The following is a 17,376-nucleotide window of genomic DNA, read 5'->3' on the forward strand; positions in this document are numbered from 1 at the left end:
GGCCCGGTGCCATCATTCGAACGAATGAAGCCGCTACGGTGGCGGACGAGTGGCGCCTCAGGCCTTGCCCAGGCGCGCCAGCAGGTTGACCAGCTCGCTCTGGCGGCGGGTGTGGGTCTTGCGGAAGAGGGCTCGCAGCTGCGTGCGTATGGTGTTGATCGACACCTGCAGGTGCTGCGCGCATTCATCGACGGTCAGCCCCTGGACGAGCAGTTCGCTCAGTCGCCGCTCAGCCGGCGTCAGGCCGAACAGCTCCGCCAGCAGGGAGCCCGATGCGGCCTGCCGAGGCAAGGTCAACAACACCAGGGGACGCTGGAATGCTCGGTTGTAGGCCGCTTCGGCGGCGACCGGGGCGACCAGCAGCTCGCCCTCGACGGCGTCCAGGCGCAGCCAGCCGGCGCGGCGCTTGCCGTCTTGGCCGGCGGCCTGGCGGATCAGGGCCTGCAGGCCGGTGTTGCAGGCGCGCCCAAGCAAGCGGCCGAAGCGTTCCAGCAGCGGTGCCCTGGGTTGCGCCAGCAGCGCCTGGGCGGCCTGGTTGCAGAACAGCACGCGAGCGTCGCCGTCGAGCAGCCACAGCGGGGCGGGGTGCAGGTCGAGCAGCAGGTCGCGGGTGGCCAGTTCGCGGCGCAGGCCGTTGACCTGCTCGAACATGCGCGCCGCGCGCAGCAGGTGCGGGCTCAGGCGCTGCAGCAGGCGCTGCTCGTTCTGGCCGGGGTAGGGCGCATCGAGGCTGGTCAGCACCGAGAGGTAGATGCCCGACTCGGCCTGCTCGTGCAGCTTCAGGCAGGACACATTGAGCATGCCGTGGGGGCGGTGGAACTCCTGGTAGTAAGGATCGCGCGCGATCTGCGCCAGCCCGTAGTCGCGGGCGTCGTGATACCAGTCACCGACCGGGCGGTTGAGCATGAAGCCGCGCGAGGGGTCGATGGCATGGAACTCGCGGTTGTACCCGCTGATGACGGCGGGGTCGCAGAGGTTGAGCTCGCTGGCGCGCGGGCCATTCTCGCGCTGGTCCCAGAACAGCAGCGCGCCCATCTGCCGGCCGCAGTCGTCGACCAGCGCGCGCAGCAGCGGCAGCCAGGCATCCTGGTCCAGCACGCATTCGTAGCTCAGGCCGACCAGGCGCTCGTAGCGATTGGCGATGTCCTTTTCCTGCACGTGCACCTCCCGTCCGGGGCGGCTTTCCACCGTGCAGAGATATGGCACATGGCCTTAACTGTCGCAAGGAACTGAAAAGCAGGATGTCTGCTGCCGATCGGGCCGCTCGTCCTCCTTCGCGCATGTGCCCCGCGCGCAGGGCAGTCCGTCCTAACCGTTGGGAGGGAGCAGGGCCCAAGGCACTTGTGCTATCGGCCCCATCGACTATGAGTAAGGGAGAGCCGGAAGCCCTTTGGCATCGGTCTCGCGGCGTCGAAGGAACTCGCTCGGCCGAATCTGCAGCGCAACGAAAGGAATCCAACAAGATCCATGGGTGAATCAGGACTGAGTCGCAGTCGCCAGAACTCGCAACTGCTGAAACTGGTGTGGCCATTCATAGTCGTCGTCCTGCTGCAGGGACTGCTCGGCGTCGGCAGCCTTTACCTGCTCTCCGGGGTGCGCGCCTATGTGGGCGGCGAGAGCCTCTGGTCCAAGGGCCAGATGCGCGCCATCGAGTACCTGCGGCGCTATGGCGAAACCCGCGATCCGCTCGACTACCAGCGCTACCAGCAATCCATCGCGGTGCCGCTGGGCGACCGCCAACTGCGCATCGCCCTGGACCGCCCGCAGCCGGACCTCGACCTCGCACGCCGCGGCATTCTCGCCGGCGGCAACCACCCGGACGATGTCGAGGCGATCACCTGGCTGTACCGCTACTTCCACGACTTCAGCTACTTCAAGGATGCGGTGCACTACTGGGAGGTGGGCGACCGCTACCTCGACGAGCTGGATGCCATCGCCCGCGACATGCACGCACGCATCGAAGGCGGAAAGGTCAGCCCAGGCGACCTCGACTACTGGAACCAGGGCATCCTGCGCATCAGCGAAGCCATCGCGCCGGCCTCCAACGCCTTCTCCGCCGCACTGGGGCAGGGGTCGCGCTCGGTCGCCAAGCTGCTGCTGGTGGCCAACGTGCTCAGTGGCCTGTCCCTGATCCTCCTGGCGGTCTGGCGCACCCGCAAGCTGCTGGCCGAGCAGCGTGCGTTCCGCAGCGCCCTGGACCGCGAACGCGAGCAGGCCCAGACCACCCTGGCGGCGATCGGCGACGCGGTGGTGACCATCGACGAGTTCGCCTGCATCGCCTCCATGAACCCGGCCGCCGAGCGCATGATCGGCTGGGAGAGCGGCATGGCCATCGGCCTGCCGCTGAAGTCGCTGCTGCGCATGCTCGACGAGGGCTCCGAGGTGGAAGACTTCGCGCTGGTCGGGCAGATCCTGCGCGGCGAAGTCGAAGCCGGCAGCGAGTCGAGCAAGGTGCTGCAGCGCCTGGATGGCAGCAGCGTGGCCGTTACCGTGGTGGGGACGCCGATCCGCGTCGGCGGCCGCATCGTCGGTGCGGCCCTGGTGCTGCACGACATGACGCGCGAGCGGCAGTACATGGAAAGCCTGTCCTGGCAGGCGACCCACGACGCGCTCACCGGGCTGAGCAACCGCCGCGAGTTCGAGTTCCGCCTGCAGCAGGCGCTGGAGCGCAGCGCGCACATGGACGACCGGCACAGCCTGATGTACCTCGACCTCGACCAGTTCAAGCTGGTCAACGACACCTGCGGGCATGCCGCCGGCGACGAACTTCTGCGCCAGGTCTGCAGCTTGCTCCAGGGGTGCCTGCGCGACAGCGACACCCTGGCGCGGCTGGGCGGTGACGAATTCGGAGTCTTGCTGGAGAACTGCCCGCCGGACGTCTCGGAAAAGATCGCGGAAAACCTGCGCAATACCGTCGAAGCCCTGTACTTCGTTTGGGACCAGCGCCCCTTCAACATCACCGTCAGCATCGGCGTGGTGCACGTATCGGCCATGCTGGTTTCGGTGGAGGAGGCCCTGCGCTGCGCCGACATGGCCTGCTACCTGGCCAAGGAGAAGGGCCGCAACCGCGTCCAGGTGTTCAGCCCGGACGACACCGAGCTGTCCATGCGCTTCGGCGAGATGGCCTGGGTGCAGCGCATTCGCCAGGCCCTCGACGAGGATCGCTTCTGCCTCTACGCGCAACCGATCCGGGCGGTCGATCCGGGCCGGGAGGAGGGCGAGCACGTCGAGCTGCTGCTGCGCCTGAACGACGAGAACGGCCGGCTGGTGGCGCCGAGCAACTTCATTCCAGCGGCCGAGCGCTACGGGCTGATGCCGCAGATCGACCGCTGGGTGGTCAACCAGGCCTTCAGGACCCTGGCTGTGCGCCGCGAGGCAGGGTGCGAGCCGATCGCCACCTGTGCGATCAACCTGTCCGGCGCGACCATCGGCGATGCCGGCTTCATCGAGTACCTGCGCGAGCTGCAGCCGCTCTATGGCCTGGATCCGCAGAGCATCTGCTTCGAAGTCACCGAGACCAGCGCCATCGCCAACCTGGTCAGCGCCACCCAGTTCATCCACGACCTCAAGGCCCTGGGCTACCGCTTCTCGCTGGACGACTTCTGCGCCGGGATGTCGTCCTTCGTCTACCTCAAGCACCTGCCGGTGGACTACCTGAAGATCGACGGCAGCTTCATCAAGGACATGCTCGCCGACCCGATCGACCGCGCCATGGTCCAGGTCATCAACCAGATCGGCCATGTCATGGGCAAGCGCACGGTGGCCGAGTTCGTCGAATCGGCGGAGATCCTCGAGGTGCTGCGGGAAATCGGCATCGACTACGCCCAGGGCTATCACCTGGGAAGGCCGCAGCCTTTCGTCGGCCAACCTTCCGCACTTTTGACGCAATTCACGGAAAAGTCAGACACAACCTCCGGACGGTGACATCTTTCGGTCAGGCCTCTACTCTGTGCTCGTCATCGTCTATGCACAGGGATGAAAAGGCATGAACGAAAGTTTCGTACGCATCGGTCCGCTGAAGGACGTGGAAAGTTATCCGCAGTGGACCCAGGACCTGGTTCAGGCCTGTTCGAGCGCCCGCGAAGCGGTGCGTGGGCATGAGGTCTACCAGCGCATGCGCGATGCGCAACTCTCCGCAAGCACGTTGCGGACCTACCTCATCGGCGGCTGGCCGGTGGTCGAGCAGTTCCCCCAGTACATGGCGCACAACCTGCTGAAGACGCGCTTCGGCCGCTCGGCCGGGGAAGACATGGCGCGTCGCTGGCTGATGCGCAACATCCGCGTCGAACTCAATCACGCCGACCACTGGCTGCACTGGGCCAGCGCCTACGGCGTGACCCTGGAAGACCTGCAGGCCCAGGCCGTGCCACCTGAAATGCACGCCCTCGGCCACTGGTGCTGGCACACCTGCTCGGCGGACGACCTGGCGATATCGATGGCGGCTACCCACTACGCGGTGGAAGGTGTCACTGGCGACTGGTCGGGCGTGGTCTGCTCCAGCGACACCTACGAGCACTCGCTGCCGGCCGACCTGCGCAAGCCGGCCATGCGCTGGCTGCGCCTGCATGCGCGCTACGACGACGACCATCCCTGGGAGGCCCTGGAGATCATCTGCACCCTGATCGGTACGGAGATCACCCAGGCGCGCTGGACCCAGCTGCGCGACGCCATCTGCAAGAGCTACGGCTACATGCGGGTGTTCCTCGACAGCTGCCTCGCCATGGAGGAGGCCGCCGTCAGCCGCCGCCCGGAGCGGCGGCTGGTCGTCGGCTAGGGCGCGTCAGGGCAGCAGGATGTTCTTGTCCGTGCTGCCCTCGTTGACCTCGCGGTAACGCAGCAGGCCTTCGCTGAGCGGCGACTCGCGCAGGCCTTCGGGGCGCGGCAGCAGGCCGTCGTCGAACCACTGGCCGAACTGCTCCAGCATGCGTGCGCAGGCCTCGCTGCCATAGAGCAGCGAATTCACCCCGACCACCGAACCGCCACGGCGATACAGCGCCAGCGCGGGCAGCTGCACGTGCCCATCGACCGGCGCAGCGATGATCGCGATGCGGCCGAAGGTGGCCAGTGCGGCGACGGCGGCAGGCAGCCAGAAACCGGTGGTATCGAAGATCACCTCGGCGCCGCCGGGGAACACCGCGTTGACCTTTTCGCCGAGGGTTTCCTGCTTGTCCAGCAGCAGGCTGGGGATGCCGTGGGCGCTCAGCTCGGCGGCCTGCTCGGCACGTCGTACGCCGGCCAGCACCTCTGCGCCGCGGGCCTTGGCCAGGTCCAGCGCGGCGGAACCAACCGCACCAGCGCCGATCACCAGCAGACGAGTACCGGCTTTCACGCCGCTACGTTCCAGCGCATCCCACGCGGTGGTGTAGGGCACCCCGCAACTGGCCGCCTGGGCGAAGCTCAGGCTCTTGGGCATCAACGCCACGCCGCGGGCTGGCAGGGTCAAGAGGCTGGCGTGGCTGCCGTTGTGGTCGAAGCCCAGGTCCTTGCCGGTGCCCCATACGGACTGGCCGAGCAGCGCTTGCGGCCCCTTCACCACGACGCCGGCGAAGTCGCGGCCAGGCACCCGCGGCAGGGTGGTGTAGGGGAAGCGGCCAAGGACGTTCTTCACGTCGCTGGGGTTGAGGCCGGCGGCGCGAACCTCAACCAGCACTTCATCGGCGGCAGGGACCGGGTCGGGCAGCTCGACGTGTTGCAGGGAGGCGAGGTCGCCGGTCTTGGTGAATTGCAGGGCTTGCATGGCGTACTCCGTGAGCAGGGATTCAGTGGAACCAGTTGGGCAGCAGCGAGCGGCCCAGCGGCAGCAGGTTTTCGCCGAGCTGCATGCCCAGCAGGCCGACCAGCGCCACCAGCGGCGGCGCCGGCGAGCGGAAGTCGAGCAGGTGGTAAAGCAGGCCCACGGCAATGCCGATGGCCAGCGAGATCAGGTAGTTCATGGCGACTCCGGGGCGAGTGGCGGAATGCCGATGAGTCTAGGTCTGCCGACGAAGCGGCATCGGCCAAGGACTTCGGAGTTTCGGACAGATTGCGCCGACGCGGAGGGCAGGGTGCGTCCGTGGGCGTGTTGACTGGATTCCCGCGTTCGCGGGAACGGCGAGGGGGAGACTACGGCCCCCCAATTTCCGTCATGCCGCGCGAACGCGGGACGCGGCTCCATCGCGAGCAGCGCTTGCGCTGGCCTGAAGGGGAATCACCCGGTAATTGCCGGGGGAAGGGCGGTATCGGGAAGAGATCGCTGATCATTGGATTCACGTGTTCGCGGGAACGACGTGAAGGGAGCACGCGATGTTTCCTTTTCCGTCATCCCCGCGAACGCGGGGACCCAGAAACTACTGAATCCAGGTGATGTCATGTCTCGATCCGCTTCGCGCGGTGGGGCAGCTATCAACGGCAGATTAGGTTGCGGCTTCCATCCTCTGGAAACCGTGCCATGCCAATCCAACCCGTGGTCTACATCCTCACGAGCCAACGAAATGGAACCCTTTATATTGGCGTCACAGGCAATCTGCCGAGGCGCGCCTGGGAACATCGCAATCAGCTGTCACAAGGGTTCACGCAGCGCTACCAGGTGCATCGCCTGGTCTATTTCGAAGCGCACGACTCGATGCTGGACGCCATCACCCGCGAGAAGCGCCTGAAGAAATGGCGACGGGAGTGGAAGCTCGATCTGATCGAGTCGTTCAACCCGGATTGGCGGGATCTTTGGGATGAGATCGTCTGATGTGATGCCTGTTTATTGTGAAGTGGCCTAATGATTCTGGACACCCCGATAGGGCGTTAAGCTTCGCCCACAGCTGAGGTGTTCATGAGCAGAAGATCATTCAGTCCAGATTTCAAACTGGAAGCCGCCCGCTTGGTGGTGGATCAAGGCTATACGGTGCCGGCCGCCTGCAAGGCGATGGGGGTGGGGCCCACGGCGATGCGTCGCTGGGTGGCGCAGTTGCAACTGGAGCGTGGCGGCCAGACGCCTGCGCATAGCAAGGCGCTGACAGAGGATCAGCGGCGCATTCAGGAGTTGGAGGCGCAAGTCCGCCGCTTGGAGCGGGAGAAAGAGATTCTAAAAAAGGCTACCGCTCTCTTGATGTCGGACGCCCTCGACTAGTCAGGCTGGTCGAGGCATTGGGCGAGCAGTATTCGCGTACGGAACTGTGCCGGTTATTCCAGGTAAATCGCAGCAGTGTTTATGCGGCCCGAAAGCGGCAGGCACGCGTCTGCAGTCGACGAGAAGCGTTACGCCAGCGCGTGGTGGAACTGCATGCCCAGAGCCGCAGCGCGGCCGGTGCCCGAACGCTATCGGCCGCCTTGCGCAACGAGGGCTTTCCTGCAGGCCGTTACCTTGCCGCCCGGTTGATGAAAGAGGCCGGGCTCGTCAGTACACAACGCCGTAAACATCGCTACCGGGTTGCCAAGGAGCACAGTGCCATCGCGGCCAATGAGCTGGCGCGCCGGTTCAATGTGAGCCGCCCCAACCAGGTGTGGTGCGGGGATGTGACGTACATCTGGGCCGGTGGCCGCTGGATCTACCTGGCCGCCGTGATGGATCTGTATGCACGTCGGATCGTCGGCTGGGCCATGTCCAACCGGCCCGACTCACAACTCACCGGGCGCGCTCTGCGGGTGGCCTACGAAGCCAGGGGCATGCCACAGCAACTGATGTTTCACTCCGACCAGGGCTGTCATTACACCAGCCTCGAATTTCGCCAAATGCTCTGGCGCTACGGCATTCGGCAAAGCATGAGCGGTCGAGGAAACTGCTGGGATAACGCGCCGATGGAGCGATTCTTCAGAAGCCTCAAGTCGGAATGGATACCGCCCTCCGGCTACGTCGATCAGCCCCAGGCGGAAGCCGACGTGCTGCGTTACGTCACCGACTACTACAACCACCAACGGCCACACAGTCACAACGATTACCAGACACCGGCACGGCGTGAAGAGCTGGCTGGATAGACCTAAACCAGTGTCCAGTTTTACTTGACCACTTCATTGGATTCCCGCGTTCGCGGGAACGACGTGGAGAGAGGGACTGCCGGGGCCTCACCTTCGTCATTCCCGCGAGTGCGGGGACCCATAAAAGCGCGGGCATGGCATCCCAGGGGGCTGCGTGGCGGTTTCTGGATTCCCGCGTTCGCGGGAACGACGGTGGGGAAAAGCTGCGGTTTCCTACCACCGCCCTCCCCGCGAGCGCTTGGACGACGCGGAGGGAGGGCGCGGTGTTCCTCTTTCCGTCATCCCCGCGAACGCGGGGACCCAGCAACGCGAGCAGATCCTCAGACGACTGCACTCAATCCTGCAGCTCCGCCCCCGTTGCCCGGTATTCCGAAGGCGCCACACCCAGTTCGCGGCGGAACATCTCGCTGAAGGCGCCTGGGGTGTAGCCCAGGTCGTGGGCGATGCGGCTGATCGGCGTACCCGCGGATAGCGCAGCTACGGCCGTGGCCAACTGCACCTGGCGGCGCCAGGCGGCGAAGCCCATGCCCAGGCTGCGCCGGAACAGGCGGGCGAGGGTGCGCACGCTGGCGCCGGCGCCGGCAGCGTGTTGCTCGAAGGGGATTTCCGCGCTGGGGTTGGCCATCACCGCCTGGCACAGGGCGAGCAGGCGGCGGTCGTCGTCCTCGGGCAGCGCGATGCGCGGCAGGCTGCTGCGGGCGCGGCGCAGTTCGATCACGCAGAGATCGGAGAGGGCGCGGTAGTACTCCGGGTCGGGCTGCTTTTCCTGCTCGACCAGACGCAGGATCAGCTCGCGCAGCAGGGCGTCGACCTCGAACACCTGCACGCGCTCCTCCAGCACCCCGGACAGGCTGGGCCGCAGGTAGATGTTGCGCATCTGCAGCTCGCTGACCACGCGGATGCCGTGGGGCACGCCCGGCGGCAGCCAGACCGCCCGCTGCGGCGGCAGCAGCAGCGCTTCCTGCGGGGTTTCCAGCCACATCAGCCCGGACATGGCGTAGAGCACCTGCCCCCACTCGTGCTCGTGCGGCTCGATGTACAGCCCGCGCGGGTAGCTGCGGGCCAGGCCGCGCAGGGGTACCTGGGTATCGCTGAGGTCGGGCGGGGTGGCGCGGGCCATTGATCACCGGAGGCAGTCGGGAGATGCGGCGAATGGTAGCGGCGGCCGGGGCTGGATGCATCTGCCATGGAAAGCGAACGCACCGCTCTGTAACGAAGGTTTTACGCAACGGCCGGCGGAACCGGCGCGTGGCCGTGGCTGTAACGAAAAGCTGCCACCGGAGCGGCTCCAAAGGCCGGTAGGGCGCGGTTGGGCAGGCTTGTCCGGGCGCGGGCGAGCGGCTGATATGGCGCCTGCCCGAACGCCTGCAGTCGCCTGTCGCAGCGCTCCAGCCTTGCATGCCGAGCGGTCACGAGCCGCGCGGTCCGATCCGTCACAGATAAAAACAAAAGGTGACGCAATGTCGCGTGATACCCAGCACGCAGGCCAGCTACAGCGCGGCCTGAAGAATCGCCACATCCAGCTGATCGCGCTCGGCGGCGCCATCGGCACCGGCCTGTTCCTCGGCTCGGCCGGGGTGCTCAAGTCGGCCGGCCCGTCCATGCTGCTCGGCTATGCCATCGCCGGGCTGATCGCCTTCCTGATCATGCGCCAGCTCGGCGAGATGATCGTCGAGGAGCCGGTGGCCGGCTCCTTCAGCCACTTCGCGCACAAGTACTGGGGCGGCTTCGCCGGCTTCCTCTCCGGCTGGAACTGCTGGGTGCTGTACATCCTGGTCGGCATGTCGGAGCTCACCGCGGTCGGCAAGTACATCCACTACTGGTGGCCGGACGTGCCCACCTGGGTCAGCGCGGCGCTGTTCTTCGTGCTGGTCAATGCCATCAACCTGTTCAACGTGAAGGCCTTCGGCGAGGCGGAATTCTGGTTCGCCATCATCAAGGTCGTCGCCATCGTCGGCATGATCGCCCTCGGCAGCTGGCTGCTGGTCAGCGGCCACGGCGGCGAGCAGGCCACGGTGAGCAACCTGTGGAGCCACGGCGGCTTCTTCCCCAACGGCATTTCCGGCCTGGTGATGGCCATGGCGATCATCATGTTCTCCTTCGGCGGCCTGGAAATGCTCGGCTTCACCGCTGCCGAGGCCGACCAGCCGAAGACGGTGATCCCCAAGGCGATCAACCAGGTGATCTGGCGCATCCTGATCTTCTACGTCGGCGCCCTCGGCGTGCTGCTCTCGCTGACCCCGTGGGACACCCTGCTGCAGACCCTCAGCAGTGCCGGCGATCCCTACAGCAGCAGCCCCTTCGTGCAGATCTTCTCGCTGCTGGGCAGCGGCACCGCGGCGCACATCCTCAACTTCGTGGTGCTGACCGCGGCGCTGTCGGTCTACAACAGCGGCACCTACTGCAACGGCCGCATGCTGGTCGGCCTGGCCGAGCAGGGCGATGCGCCGCGCAGCCTGGCGCGGGTCGATGGACGTGGCGTGCCGGTGCGGGCGCTGCTGGTGTCGGCGGCGGTGACCTTCCTCGCCGTGCTGGTGAACTACCTGATGCCGGCACGCGCCCTGGAACTGCTGATGTCCCTGGTGGTGGCGGCGCTGGTGATCAACTGGGCGATGATCAGCCTGGCGCACCTGAAGTTCCGCGCGCACATGCAGCGCCGGGGCGTGCAGACCCTCTTCCGCGCCCTCTGGTATCCGTTCGGCAACTGGCTGTGCCTGGCCTTCGTCGCCTTCATCCTGGTGGTGATGCTGCTCACCCCGGGCATCCAGGTGTCGGTGTACGCGATTCCGGTCTGGCTGCTGGTGATGTTCGCCTGCTATCGCCTGAAGCGTTCGCCGGCTGCTCGCCCGAGCATGGCCCTGGCCGAGTGAATGCAAGCGCGCCCCGACTTTGCGCCGGGGCGCGCGGCGTTGCCGGGGAGCGGTCGGGTTGTCTAGAGTGTCCGAGCCATTTTTCGTCAGAGGGACATTCATGAAAAAAGCATTCTGGCTGCTGGCTGCTGCCGTTCCCGTACTGCTGGTCGCCTGTGGCGGCGGCGAAAAGGCGAGCGCGCCGCAGGCCGACGCCCTGGCCCTGCCCGGCGACGCCAAGCTCGACTCGCGCAGCGTCGACTACAAGTGCGACGACGGCCGGACCATCAGCGTTCGCTACCTGAACAAGGGTGATAACCACCTGGCAGTGGTGCCGGTGAGCGACAGCTCCAGCCTGGTCTTCGCCAACGTCATCTCCGGCTCCGGCGCCAAGTACGCCGCGGCCCAGTACGTGTGGTGGACCAAGGGCCAGGAAGCCACCTTGTACAAGGACTGGAAGGGCGGCGAGCCGGCCGACGGCGTGGCCTGTCGGGAGCGCTGATCCCGCACCTGCAAGAAGCCCGGCACCTGCCGGGCTTTTTCATGAGTGCGATATGCTGTCGGCCTTTTCCAGCGAAGCGACGCCATGCTGCAGATTTCCAATACCGTGCAGATCCCCGATGCCGAGATCGAGTTGAACGCCATCCGCGCCCAGGGCGCTGGCGGGCAGAACGTCAACAAGGTGTCCAGCGCCGTGCACCTGCGCTTTGACATCCGCGCCTCTTCGCTGCCGGAGTTCTACAAGGAGCGCTTGCTGGCGCTGAGCGACCAGCGCATCACCAGTGACGGTGTGGTGGTGATAAAGGCCCAGCAGTACCGCACCCAGGAGCAGAACCGCGAGGACGCCCTGAATCGCCTAGCCGAGCTGATCCGCTCGGTGGCCAAGGTCGAGAAGAAGCGCAAGGCGACCCGCCCGACCCTGGGCTCCAAGACCCGCCGCCTGGAGGGCAAGAGCAAGCGCGGGGCGATCAAGGCGGGGCGGGGGAAGGTGGATTACTGAAGGTAGAAATCCCTTGTAGGAGCGGCCCATGGCCGCGAATCGCGCGCATGGCGCGCTCCTACAAGGCGTGGGGCATCGCCGCAATGGCGAGCGGCGAAGGGTGAGGTATCACTCCAGCGCCGCACGCTCGCGGATGCCGGCCAGCAGCCGCTCGGCGTTGGCCTCGCAGCCCATGCCATCGGGCTTGTTCTCGATACCGTCGATGAAGGTCAGCAACTGCTCGCGGTTGCGCGCCAGGCGCTCCTGAAGCTGCTCGATTTCCGCCACCTTGCGCTTCAGCCCTTCGAGCAGGCGCGTGTGGTCGCCGTCGATGGCGCCGCCCGGCGGTTGCAGCTGGCGGATTTCCTCCAGGCTGAAGCCGGCCTGCTGCGCGCTGCGGATGAGGTCCAGCTGGCGCAGCGCCTGCGGCGGGTATTCGCGATAACCATTGGCCTGCCGCTGCACCGTTTCGAGCAGGCCGGCAGCTTCGTAGAAGCGGATGCGCGAGGCCGCGAGCCCGCTGCGCTTGGCCAGTTCGCCGATCTTCATGGAGGGGCTCCGGGGGATTGACATTAAAGTTAACTTTAATCTTAACCTCGCCGGCACCACAACCTCGGAGCCGCGCCATGTCCCCGTTCCAGCCGCTGCAACTGCCCAACGGCAGCGAAATCCCCAACCGCCTGGCCAAGGCCGCCATGGAGGAGAACCTCGCCGATGCCGACCAGGGGCCTTCCGCCGAACTGCTGCGCCTCTACCAGGCCTGGGCCGACGGCGGCGCCGGGCTGCTGCTCAGCGGCAACGTGATGGTCGACCGCCGCGCCATGACCGGGCCGGGCGGGGTGGTGCTGGAGGACGAGCGGCAGCTGGAGAAATTCCGTCGCTGGGCCGCGGTCGGGCGTTCGCGCGGCGCGCAGTTCTGGTTGCAGATCAACCACCCGGGCCGCCAGGTGCAGGTCAACCTCGGCCAGGGCGCCTGGGGACCCTCGGCGGTGCCGCTGGAGATGGGCCGCTTCTCGAAGATGTTTGCCGTACCGCGGGAGATGACCGAGGCGGACATCGCGGACGTCATCTCCCGCTTCGCCCGCACCGCCGTGCTCGCCGAGAAGGCCGGATTCAGCGGCGTGCAGGTGCACGCGGCGCACGGCTACCTGCTCAGCCAGTTCCTCTCGCCGATCAGCAACAAGCGCCAGGACCGCTGGGGCGGCTCCCTGGAGAACCGCGCCCGCCTGCTGCTTGAGGTGGTTCGCGCGGTGCGTGCGAAGGTGTCGCCGGGCTTCAGCGTGGCGGTCAAGATCAACTCGGCGGACTTCCAGCGTGGCGGGTTCGACGCCAGCGATGCGCGCCAGGTGATCAGCTGGCTGAACGATGAAGCGGTCGATCTGGTCGAGCTTTCCGGCGGCAGCTATGAGGCGCCGGCGATGCAGGGTGATGCCCGCGATGGCCGCACCTTGGCGCGTGAAGCCTACTTCCTTGAATTCGCCCGCGAGATGCTCGGCGCCGCGTGCATGCCGCTGATGGTCACCGGCGGCATCCGCCGCCTGGCGATCGCCGAGCAGGTGCTGGACAGCGGCCTGGCGATGGTCGGCATGGGCACCGCCCTGGCCATCGACCCGCGCCTGCCGGAGCACTGGCGCGGCGGCCGCGAGCGCAGCGCCGAGCTGCCGGCCATCCGTTGGCGCTCCAAGCCCCTGGCCGCGCTGGCCTACATGGCCCTGGTCAAGCTGCAGATCCGCCGTCTCGGCGCCGGCCGCCAACCACAGCCGGAAGCCTCGCCGCTGCGCGCGCTGATCGTCGAACAGCTGCGCAGCGCACGACGCACCCGCCAGTACAAGCGCTGGATGGACAAGCTGGCCGGTTAAGCCTGCTGGCGAGTGGCGGCGAGGACGATCTCGCGGATGCACACGCCCTGGGGCTGGTTGTAGGCGAAGCCAATGGCCCCGGCGACATCCTCGGCGCTGAGCACCTGGCCGCCCATGTCCTGCTTCCATTCCTGGTAGCCGGCCTTGATGGCTTCGTCGGTGGTGTGGCCGAGCAATTCGGTCTCCACCGCGCCGGGGGCGATGGTCACGACCCGCACGTTGTGGGGCGCCACTTCCTCGCGCAGGTTCTCGGAAATCGCGTGCACTGCGAACTTGGTGCCGACGTAGGCGACGTGGTTGGGGAAGGTCTTGCGCCCTGCCACCGAGCTGACGTTGATCACGGTGCCCTGGCGCCGCGCGATCATGCCCTGCAGCACCGCATGCACGCCGTTGAACAGGCCCTTCACGTTGACGTCGAGCATGCGCTCCCACTCGGCCGGGTCCTGCTCGGCCATGTTCCCCAGCAGCATCACGCCGGCGTTGTTCACCAGGGCGTCGGCCGGGCCGAAGCGCTCTTCAGCTTCCTTCACCGCCGCCAGCAGGGCGGCGCGGTCGGTGACGTCGACGGCGCGGCACAGCGCGTTCGGCAGCTTCAGGGCTTCGAGACGATCGATGCGCCGCGCGAGCAGCAGCAGTGGATGGCCCTGGGCGGCGAACAGGCGGGCGGTGGCTTCGCCGATACCGGAACTGGCGCCGGTGACGATGATCAGGGGCTTGCTCATGGGATTCTCCTGCTATCGAAAATATGGATACCTTGAGGATGTTGAGGAGTATATTTGCGGCAATTCAGCCTGAAAAATGGCTTATTCCTCTGTCTGGTATCGGTTGTGTCTATGGATATTCGTCAGCTCGCTGCCTTCGTCGCCGTCTTCGAAGAGCGCAACATCACCGCCGCGGCGCAGCGCCTTTTCGTCAGCCAGCCAACGCTTTCGGTGACCATACGGCAGCTGGAAGAAGCCCTCGGCGCCACGCTTTTCGTCCGCCAGGCGCGCGGCGTCGAGGTCAGCGAAGCGGCCCGCGCGCTCTATCCGCGAGCGCGCGCATTGCTGGCCGATGCCGAGGGATTGCGCGGCATGTTCCGCCATGCCGAAACCCGGCGTCCGCTGCACCTGGGCGTGGAAGGCGATATCAGCTCAGCGCAGATCGAGCGATTCGTCGCCATGGCCTACGCCGGCGTGCCCAACCTGCTGCTGCACTTGCAGGAAGGCTGCGTCGGCGATGCGCGGCTGGCGGTGGAGGAGTTCTGTTGCGAGGACGAACTGTTCCTGCCGGTGTGGGACGATCCCTACGTGCTCGCGTTGCCCGCCGATGTGCGCGAGACCAGCGACAAGGGGTGGATCACCTGCCCGGCGCACCCCTCGCACCAGCGGCTGATGAGCGCCTATGGCAACGAGCGGGTTGTGGCCCAGGCGGACTCGCTGAAGCTGGCGTTGCATCTGGTTCGTGCCGGCATAGGTGCGGCGCTGTTGCCGGCGTCTCTGCTGGACGGCGTTGCCGGCGTGCGCCAGGGCAAGCTGCAAGTGCCGCTGCCGGTGCGGCGCATTGGCCTCTGTTACGCCGCCCAGTCGCTGGAGAAGCCCGCGGTGCGTGAGCTGTACGACTACCTGCGGGCGACGCCGGCTGCTTGAGTGCGAGCTTCGCTCAGGCGGATCACCAGGCGGGCGATGGACACGCCGCTGAGCAGCACCACGATCAACCGCAGGGTCTGCATCGCCAGGACCAGACCGACGTCGGAGTGGGTGTCCACGGCGATGATCGCCATGGCGTCCAGGCCGCCGGGGCTGGTTGCCAGGTACATCGACAGGAAATCGATGCCGGTGAGGGCCGCCAGGCCCCAGGCGAAGCTCGCGCAACTGGCGATCAGCAGCAGCGCACTGAGCAGCATGGCCGGCAGGTGGCGGCCGACGTAGACCAGGCTGGCGCGATCGAAGCGCAGGCCGATGTAGCAGCCGATCACCCCGTAGGCCAGGGCCAGCAGCCAGTAGGGCAGGGTGATCTGCAGCAGCCCGCCCAGTTGCAGCGCGGCGCCGGCCACCAGCGGCACCAGCAGCGGCCCGGCCGGCAGGCGCCCGCCGATACTGACGCCGACGAAGATCAGCAGCAGGCAGTTGACGAGCGCGGGCAGGTCCTCGGGATTGCTGAGGGTTGAACTGTGCGCCGCCGTGCCACTGCCGTCGATGCCGAACAGGCGGCCGACCAGCGCCCCGGCGCCAACCACGCAGACGACCCGCACGTACTGCATGGTCGCCACCACCCGTGGGTCGCCGCCATGGGCTTCGGCCATCGCCACCATGGCCGAAGCGCCGCCCGGCGCGGTACCCCAGGCAGCCGTGCTGCCGGGAATGCCGCCGAAGCGCACCATCAGGTAGCTGACCAGGGCACTGAGCACGAGGGTCAGCAGGGTGCCGACGAGCATCAGCGGCCAGGATTCGGCCATCGCCTGCAGTACCGACCCGTTGATGGCGTGGGCCACGAGCAGGCCGATGCAGCCCTGGCTGAGGCGGAAGCTCAGGCGCGGCAATCGGATGGTCGCGCCTGAGATGCCGAAGGCGATGGCAACCAGCATCGGGCCGAGGAAGCGCGCGGCCGGCAGCCCCAGTTCGCTGAGCGCCTGCCCGCCGAGCCCCGCCGCGAGAATCAGAGCGAGCCACTGCAGGCTGGCGGGCAAACGGCTGAAGCGCTGGGCTGGAAGGCTGGACACGCGAAGCTCCCGACTACGGACGACGGGGAAAATTATCGATAGCGCAATCCATCAAGTCCATTTTCTAATAGTCATGGATTCATTCCTGAAATTTATCGGATGGCCGCCATGGACCTGCGCGATCTCGCCTACTTCGAAACCATCGCCGAACTCGGTCACCTCGGCCGCGCCGCCGACCGCCTGGGGCGCAGCCAGCCGGCGCTGACCAAGAGCATCCAGCGCCTGGAGCAATCGCTCGGCGCCAGCCTGTTCCAGCGCGACGGCCGGCGCATCCGCCTCACCCCGGCGGGCGAATTGATGCTGCAGCGCGCCCGCCAGCTGCGCCAGAGCGTCGAGGAAACCCGCCGCGAGGTGCGCGACTTCGCTAGCGGCGTGGTCGGCAACATCCGCCTGGGCTGCGCCGCGACCATGGCCGAATACCTGTTGCCGCGCCTGGTGGAAGAGTTGCTGGCGCGGGCGCCGGACGTGACCATCAGCCTGGTCCTCGGCCAGGACGACCTGCTGCGCGAGTCCCTGCGTGGCGGCCGCCTGGACATGGCGATCTGTTCGCGCATCCTCGACGACCCGCAGCTGCTGAGCGAACCGCTGCTGCAGGACCAGGTGGTGGTGGTCGCCAGCCGCGAGCACCCGCTGTTCGACGGCCCCTTCGGCATCGCCGACCTGTGCCGCTACCGCTGGGTGCTGCCCTCGACAGCGGTGTCCTCGCGGCGCTGGATCGATGCCACCTTCCAAGGGCACGGGCTGCCGTCGCCGCAGGTGCAGATCGAGACCAACGCCATTCCCATGCTGCCGCGGCTGATCGCGCGCACCCGCCTGCTCAGCTTCATGGCCCGGGAAACCCTGGGCGGCGGTCACGGTGTGGACCAGTTGCGCGAGGTGCCGCTGGCGGAAACCACCCTCGACCGCAGCATCGGCCTGGCCGTGCGCGACGGCGCCTACCTGTCGCCGGCCGCGCAGTTGCTGCGGGACATGCTGCGCGAGCACGCGGCGCGGTTCGTCCTGTAGGAGCGGGCCATGCCCGCGATTCGCGGACAAGGTCCGCTC

General features: G+C 66.9%; 17 protein-coding genes. 10 read left to right on the plus strand and 7 right to left on the minus strand.

Annotated elements, in window-relative coordinates; translation table 11 throughout:
- Positions 1-57 precede the first annotated feature (57 nt).
- Positions 58-1,158 carry a helix-turn-helix transcriptional regulator gene (locus ACA097_RS21780; protein ID WP_371365939.1) on the minus strand — a complete coding sequence of 367 codons (1,101 nt, stop codon included), beginning with the start codon at positions 1,156-1,158 and terminating at the stop codon, positions 58-60.
- A 309-nt stretch (positions 1,159-1,467) separates the two neighbouring features.
- On the opposite strand from ACA097_RS21780, the gene ACA097_RS21785 reads away from it, so the two are divergent.
- Complete coding sequence (locus ACA097_RS21785; RefSeq protein WP_371365941.1) at positions 1,468-3,924, plus strand: EAL domain-containing protein; 2,457 nt, start codon at positions 1,468-1,470, stop codon at positions 3,922-3,924.
- 61 nt (positions 3,925-3,985) lie between these two features.
- Positions 3,986-4,774, plus strand: coding sequence for a TenA family transcriptional regulator (locus ACA097_RS21790; protein WP_371365943.1), 789 nt, complete (start codon positions 3,986-3,988; stop codon positions 4,772-4,774).
- A 6-nt stretch (positions 4,775-4,780) separates the two neighbouring features.
- On the opposite strand, the gene ACA097_RS21795 is transcribed toward ACA097_RS21790, so the two are convergent.
- Together ACA097_RS21795 and ACA097_RS21800 are read right to left on the minus strand one after the other, a co-directional pair.
- Positions 4,781-5,737: a zinc-binding alcohol dehydrogenase family protein gene (locus ACA097_RS21795; RefSeq protein WP_371365945.1), complete on the minus strand. Its 957-nt coding sequence runs from the start codon at positions 5,735-5,737 to the stop codon at positions 4,781-4,783.
- A 22-nt stretch (positions 5,738-5,759) separates the two neighbouring features.
- Complete coding sequence (locus tag ACA097_RS21800) at positions 5,760-5,933, minus strand: DUF1427 family protein (RefSeq protein ID WP_084166678.1); 174 nt, start codon at positions 5,931-5,933, stop codon at positions 5,760-5,762.
- Between the two features lie 494 nt (positions 5,934-6,427).
- Between ACA097_RS21800 and ACA097_RS21805 the strand changes: the two genes are divergently transcribed.
- Both ACA097_RS21805 and ACA097_RS21810 read left to right on the plus strand, forming a co-directional pair.
- Positions 6,428-6,718, plus strand: coding sequence for a GIY-YIG nuclease family protein (locus ACA097_RS21805; RefSeq protein WP_371365947.1), 291 nt, complete (start codon positions 6,428-6,430; stop codon positions 6,716-6,718).
- A gap of 84 nt (positions 6,719-6,802) precedes the next feature.
- Positions 6,803-7,944, plus strand: a protein-coding gene (locus tag ACA097_RS21810; RefSeq protein WP_371365441.1) for an IS3 family transposase whose coding sequence is annotated in 2 segments (ribosomal slippage) — positions 6,803-7,055 and positions 7,055-7,944 — 1,143 coding nt in all. Because the reading frame shifts where the segments join, the coding sequence is not laid out codon by codon here.
- 334 nt (positions 7,945-8,278) lie between these two features.
- On the opposite strand, the gene ACA097_RS21815 is transcribed toward ACA097_RS21810, so the two are convergent.
- Entirely contained in the window at positions 8,279-9,064 is a 786-nt protein-coding gene (locus ACA097_RS21815; RefSeq protein ID WP_371365949.1) for a helix-turn-helix transcriptional regulator, read from the minus strand.
- Between the two features lie 340 nt (positions 9,065-9,404).
- Between ACA097_RS21815 and ACA097_RS21820 the strand changes: the two genes are divergently transcribed.
- The 3 genes from ACA097_RS21820 (at position 9,405) to arfB (ending at position 11,793) form a co-directional block, all read left to right on the plus strand.
- Positions 9,405-10,814, plus strand: coding sequence for an amino acid permease (locus ACA097_RS21820; RefSeq protein WP_160287828.1), 1,410 nt, complete (start codon positions 9,405-9,407; stop codon positions 10,812-10,814).
- A gap of 100 nt (positions 10,815-10,914) precedes the next feature.
- Complete coding sequence (locus tag ACA097_RS21825; protein WP_371365951.1) at positions 10,915-11,295, plus strand: MliC family protein; 381 nt, start codon at positions 10,915-10,917, stop codon at positions 11,293-11,295.
- Positions 11,296-11,379: 84 nt separating this feature from the next.
- A complete protein-coding gene (gene arfB / locus ACA097_RS21830) occupies positions 11,380-11,793 on the plus strand; it encodes an alternative ribosome rescue aminoacyl-tRNA hydrolase ArfB (protein WP_371365953.1) in 414 nt (137 codons plus the stop codon).
- Positions 11,794-11,901: 108 nt separating this feature from the next.
- On the opposite strand, the gene ACA097_RS21835 is transcribed toward arfB, so the two are convergent.
- Complete coding sequence (locus ACA097_RS21835) at positions 11,902-12,321, minus strand: MerR family transcriptional regulator (RefSeq protein ID WP_043253681.1); 420 nt, start codon at positions 12,319-12,321, stop codon at positions 11,902-11,904.
- Between the two features lie 77 nt (positions 12,322-12,398).
- On the opposite strand from ACA097_RS21835, the gene ACA097_RS21840 reads away from it, so the two are divergent.
- The gene (locus ACA097_RS21840) at positions 12,399-13,631 is read left to right on the plus strand and encodes an NADH:flavin oxidoreductase/NADH oxidase family protein (protein WP_371365955.1); all 1,233 of its coding nucleotides are present in this window, start codon (positions 12,399-12,401) and stop codon (positions 13,629-13,631) included.
- Here ACA097_RS21840 and ACA097_RS21845 read toward each other — a convergent pair.
- Positions 13,628-14,353, minus strand: coding sequence for an SDR family oxidoreductase (locus tag ACA097_RS21845; protein ID WP_371365957.1), 726 nt, complete (start codon positions 14,351-14,353; stop codon positions 13,628-13,630). The two genes, ACA097_RS21840 and ACA097_RS21845, sit on opposite strands and share 4 nt — an antisense overlap.
- Positions 14,354-14,464: 111 nt before the next feature.
- Between ACA097_RS21845 and ACA097_RS21850 the strand changes: the two genes are divergently transcribed.
- A complete protein-coding gene (locus ACA097_RS21850) occupies positions 14,465-15,259 on the plus strand; it encodes a LysR family transcriptional regulator (RefSeq protein WP_371365959.1) in 795 nt (264 codons plus the stop codon).
- Here the strand turns inward: ACA097_RS21850 and ACA097_RS21855 are convergent.
- The gene (locus tag ACA097_RS21855) at positions 15,232-16,332 is read right to left on the minus strand and encodes an AbrB family transcriptional regulator (protein ID WP_371365961.1); all 1,101 of its coding nucleotides are present in this window, start codon (positions 16,330-16,332) and stop codon (positions 15,232-15,234) included. The genes ACA097_RS21850 and ACA097_RS21855 overlap by 28 nt on opposite strands.
- A 108-nt stretch (positions 16,333-16,440) precedes the next feature.
- Here ACA097_RS21855 and ACA097_RS21860 point away from each other — a divergent pair, with 108 nt between their 5' ends.
- On the plus strand, positions 16,441-17,337 hold the full coding sequence (locus tag ACA097_RS21860; RefSeq protein ID WP_371365963.1) for a LysR family transcriptional regulator: 897 nt from the start codon (positions 16,441-16,443) through the stop codon (positions 17,335-17,337).
- The last annotated feature ends 39 nt before the right edge of the window (positions 17,338-17,376 follow it).

Origin of the sequence: Pseudomonas sp. QL9 (assembly GCF_041409665.1) — a bacterium.
Lineage (GTDB): Bacteria > Pseudomonadota > Gammaproteobacteria > Pseudomonadales > Pseudomonadaceae > Pseudomonas > Pseudomonas knackmussii.

Coding starts and splice junctions, on each gene's coding strand:
- ACA097_RS21820 (WP_160287828.1), top strand. CDS start 9,405: ATGTCGCGTGATACCCAGCACGCAGGCCAGCTACAGCGCGGCCTGAAG.
- ACA097_RS21785 (WP_371365941.1), top strand. CDS start 1,468: ATGGGTGAATCAGGACTGAGTCGCAGTCGCCAGAACTCGCAACTGCTG.
- ACA097_RS21825 (WP_371365951.1), top strand. CDS start 10,915: ATGAAAAAAGCATTCTGGCTGCTGGCTGCTGCCGTTCCCGTACTGCTG.
- arfB (WP_371365953.1), top strand. CDS start 11,380: ATGCTGCAGATTTCCAATACCGTGCAGATCCCCGATGCCGAGATCGAG.
- ACA097_RS21800 (WP_084166678.1), bottom strand. CDS start 5,933: ATGAACTACCTGATCTCGCTGGCCATCGGCATTGCCGTGGGCCTGCTT.
- ACA097_RS21835 (WP_043253681.1), bottom strand. CDS start 12,321: ATGAAGATCGGCGAACTGGCCAAGCGCAGCGGGCTCGCGGCCTCGCGC.
- ACA097_RS21805 (WP_371365947.1), top strand. CDS start 6,428: ATGCCAATCCAACCCGTGGTCTACATCCTCACGAGCCAACGAAATGGA.
- ACA097_RS21815 (WP_371365949.1), bottom strand. CDS start 9,064: ATGGCCCGCGCCACCCCGCCCGACCTCAGCGATACCCAGGTACCCCTG.
- ACA097_RS21850 (WP_371365959.1), top strand. CDS start 14,465: ATGGATATTCGTCAGCTCGCTGCCTTCGTCGCCGTCTTCGAAGAGCGC.
- ACA097_RS21860 (WP_371365963.1), top strand. CDS start 16,441: ATGGACCTGCGCGATCTCGCCTACTTCGAAACCATCGCCGAACTCGGT.
- ACA097_RS21795 (WP_371365945.1), bottom strand. CDS start 5,737: ATGCAAGCCCTGCAATTCACCAAGACCGGCGACCTCGCCTCCCTGCAA.
- ACA097_RS21790 (WP_371365943.1), top strand. CDS start 3,986: ATGAACGAAAGTTTCGTACGCATCGGTCCGCTGAAGGACGTGGAAAGT.
- ACA097_RS21840 (WP_371365955.1), top strand. CDS start 12,399: ATGTCCCCGTTCCAGCCGCTGCAACTGCCCAACGGCAGCGAAATCCCC.
- ACA097_RS21845 (WP_371365957.1), bottom strand. CDS start 14,353: ATGAGCAAGCCCCTGATCATCGTCACCGGCGCCAGTTCCGGTATCGGC.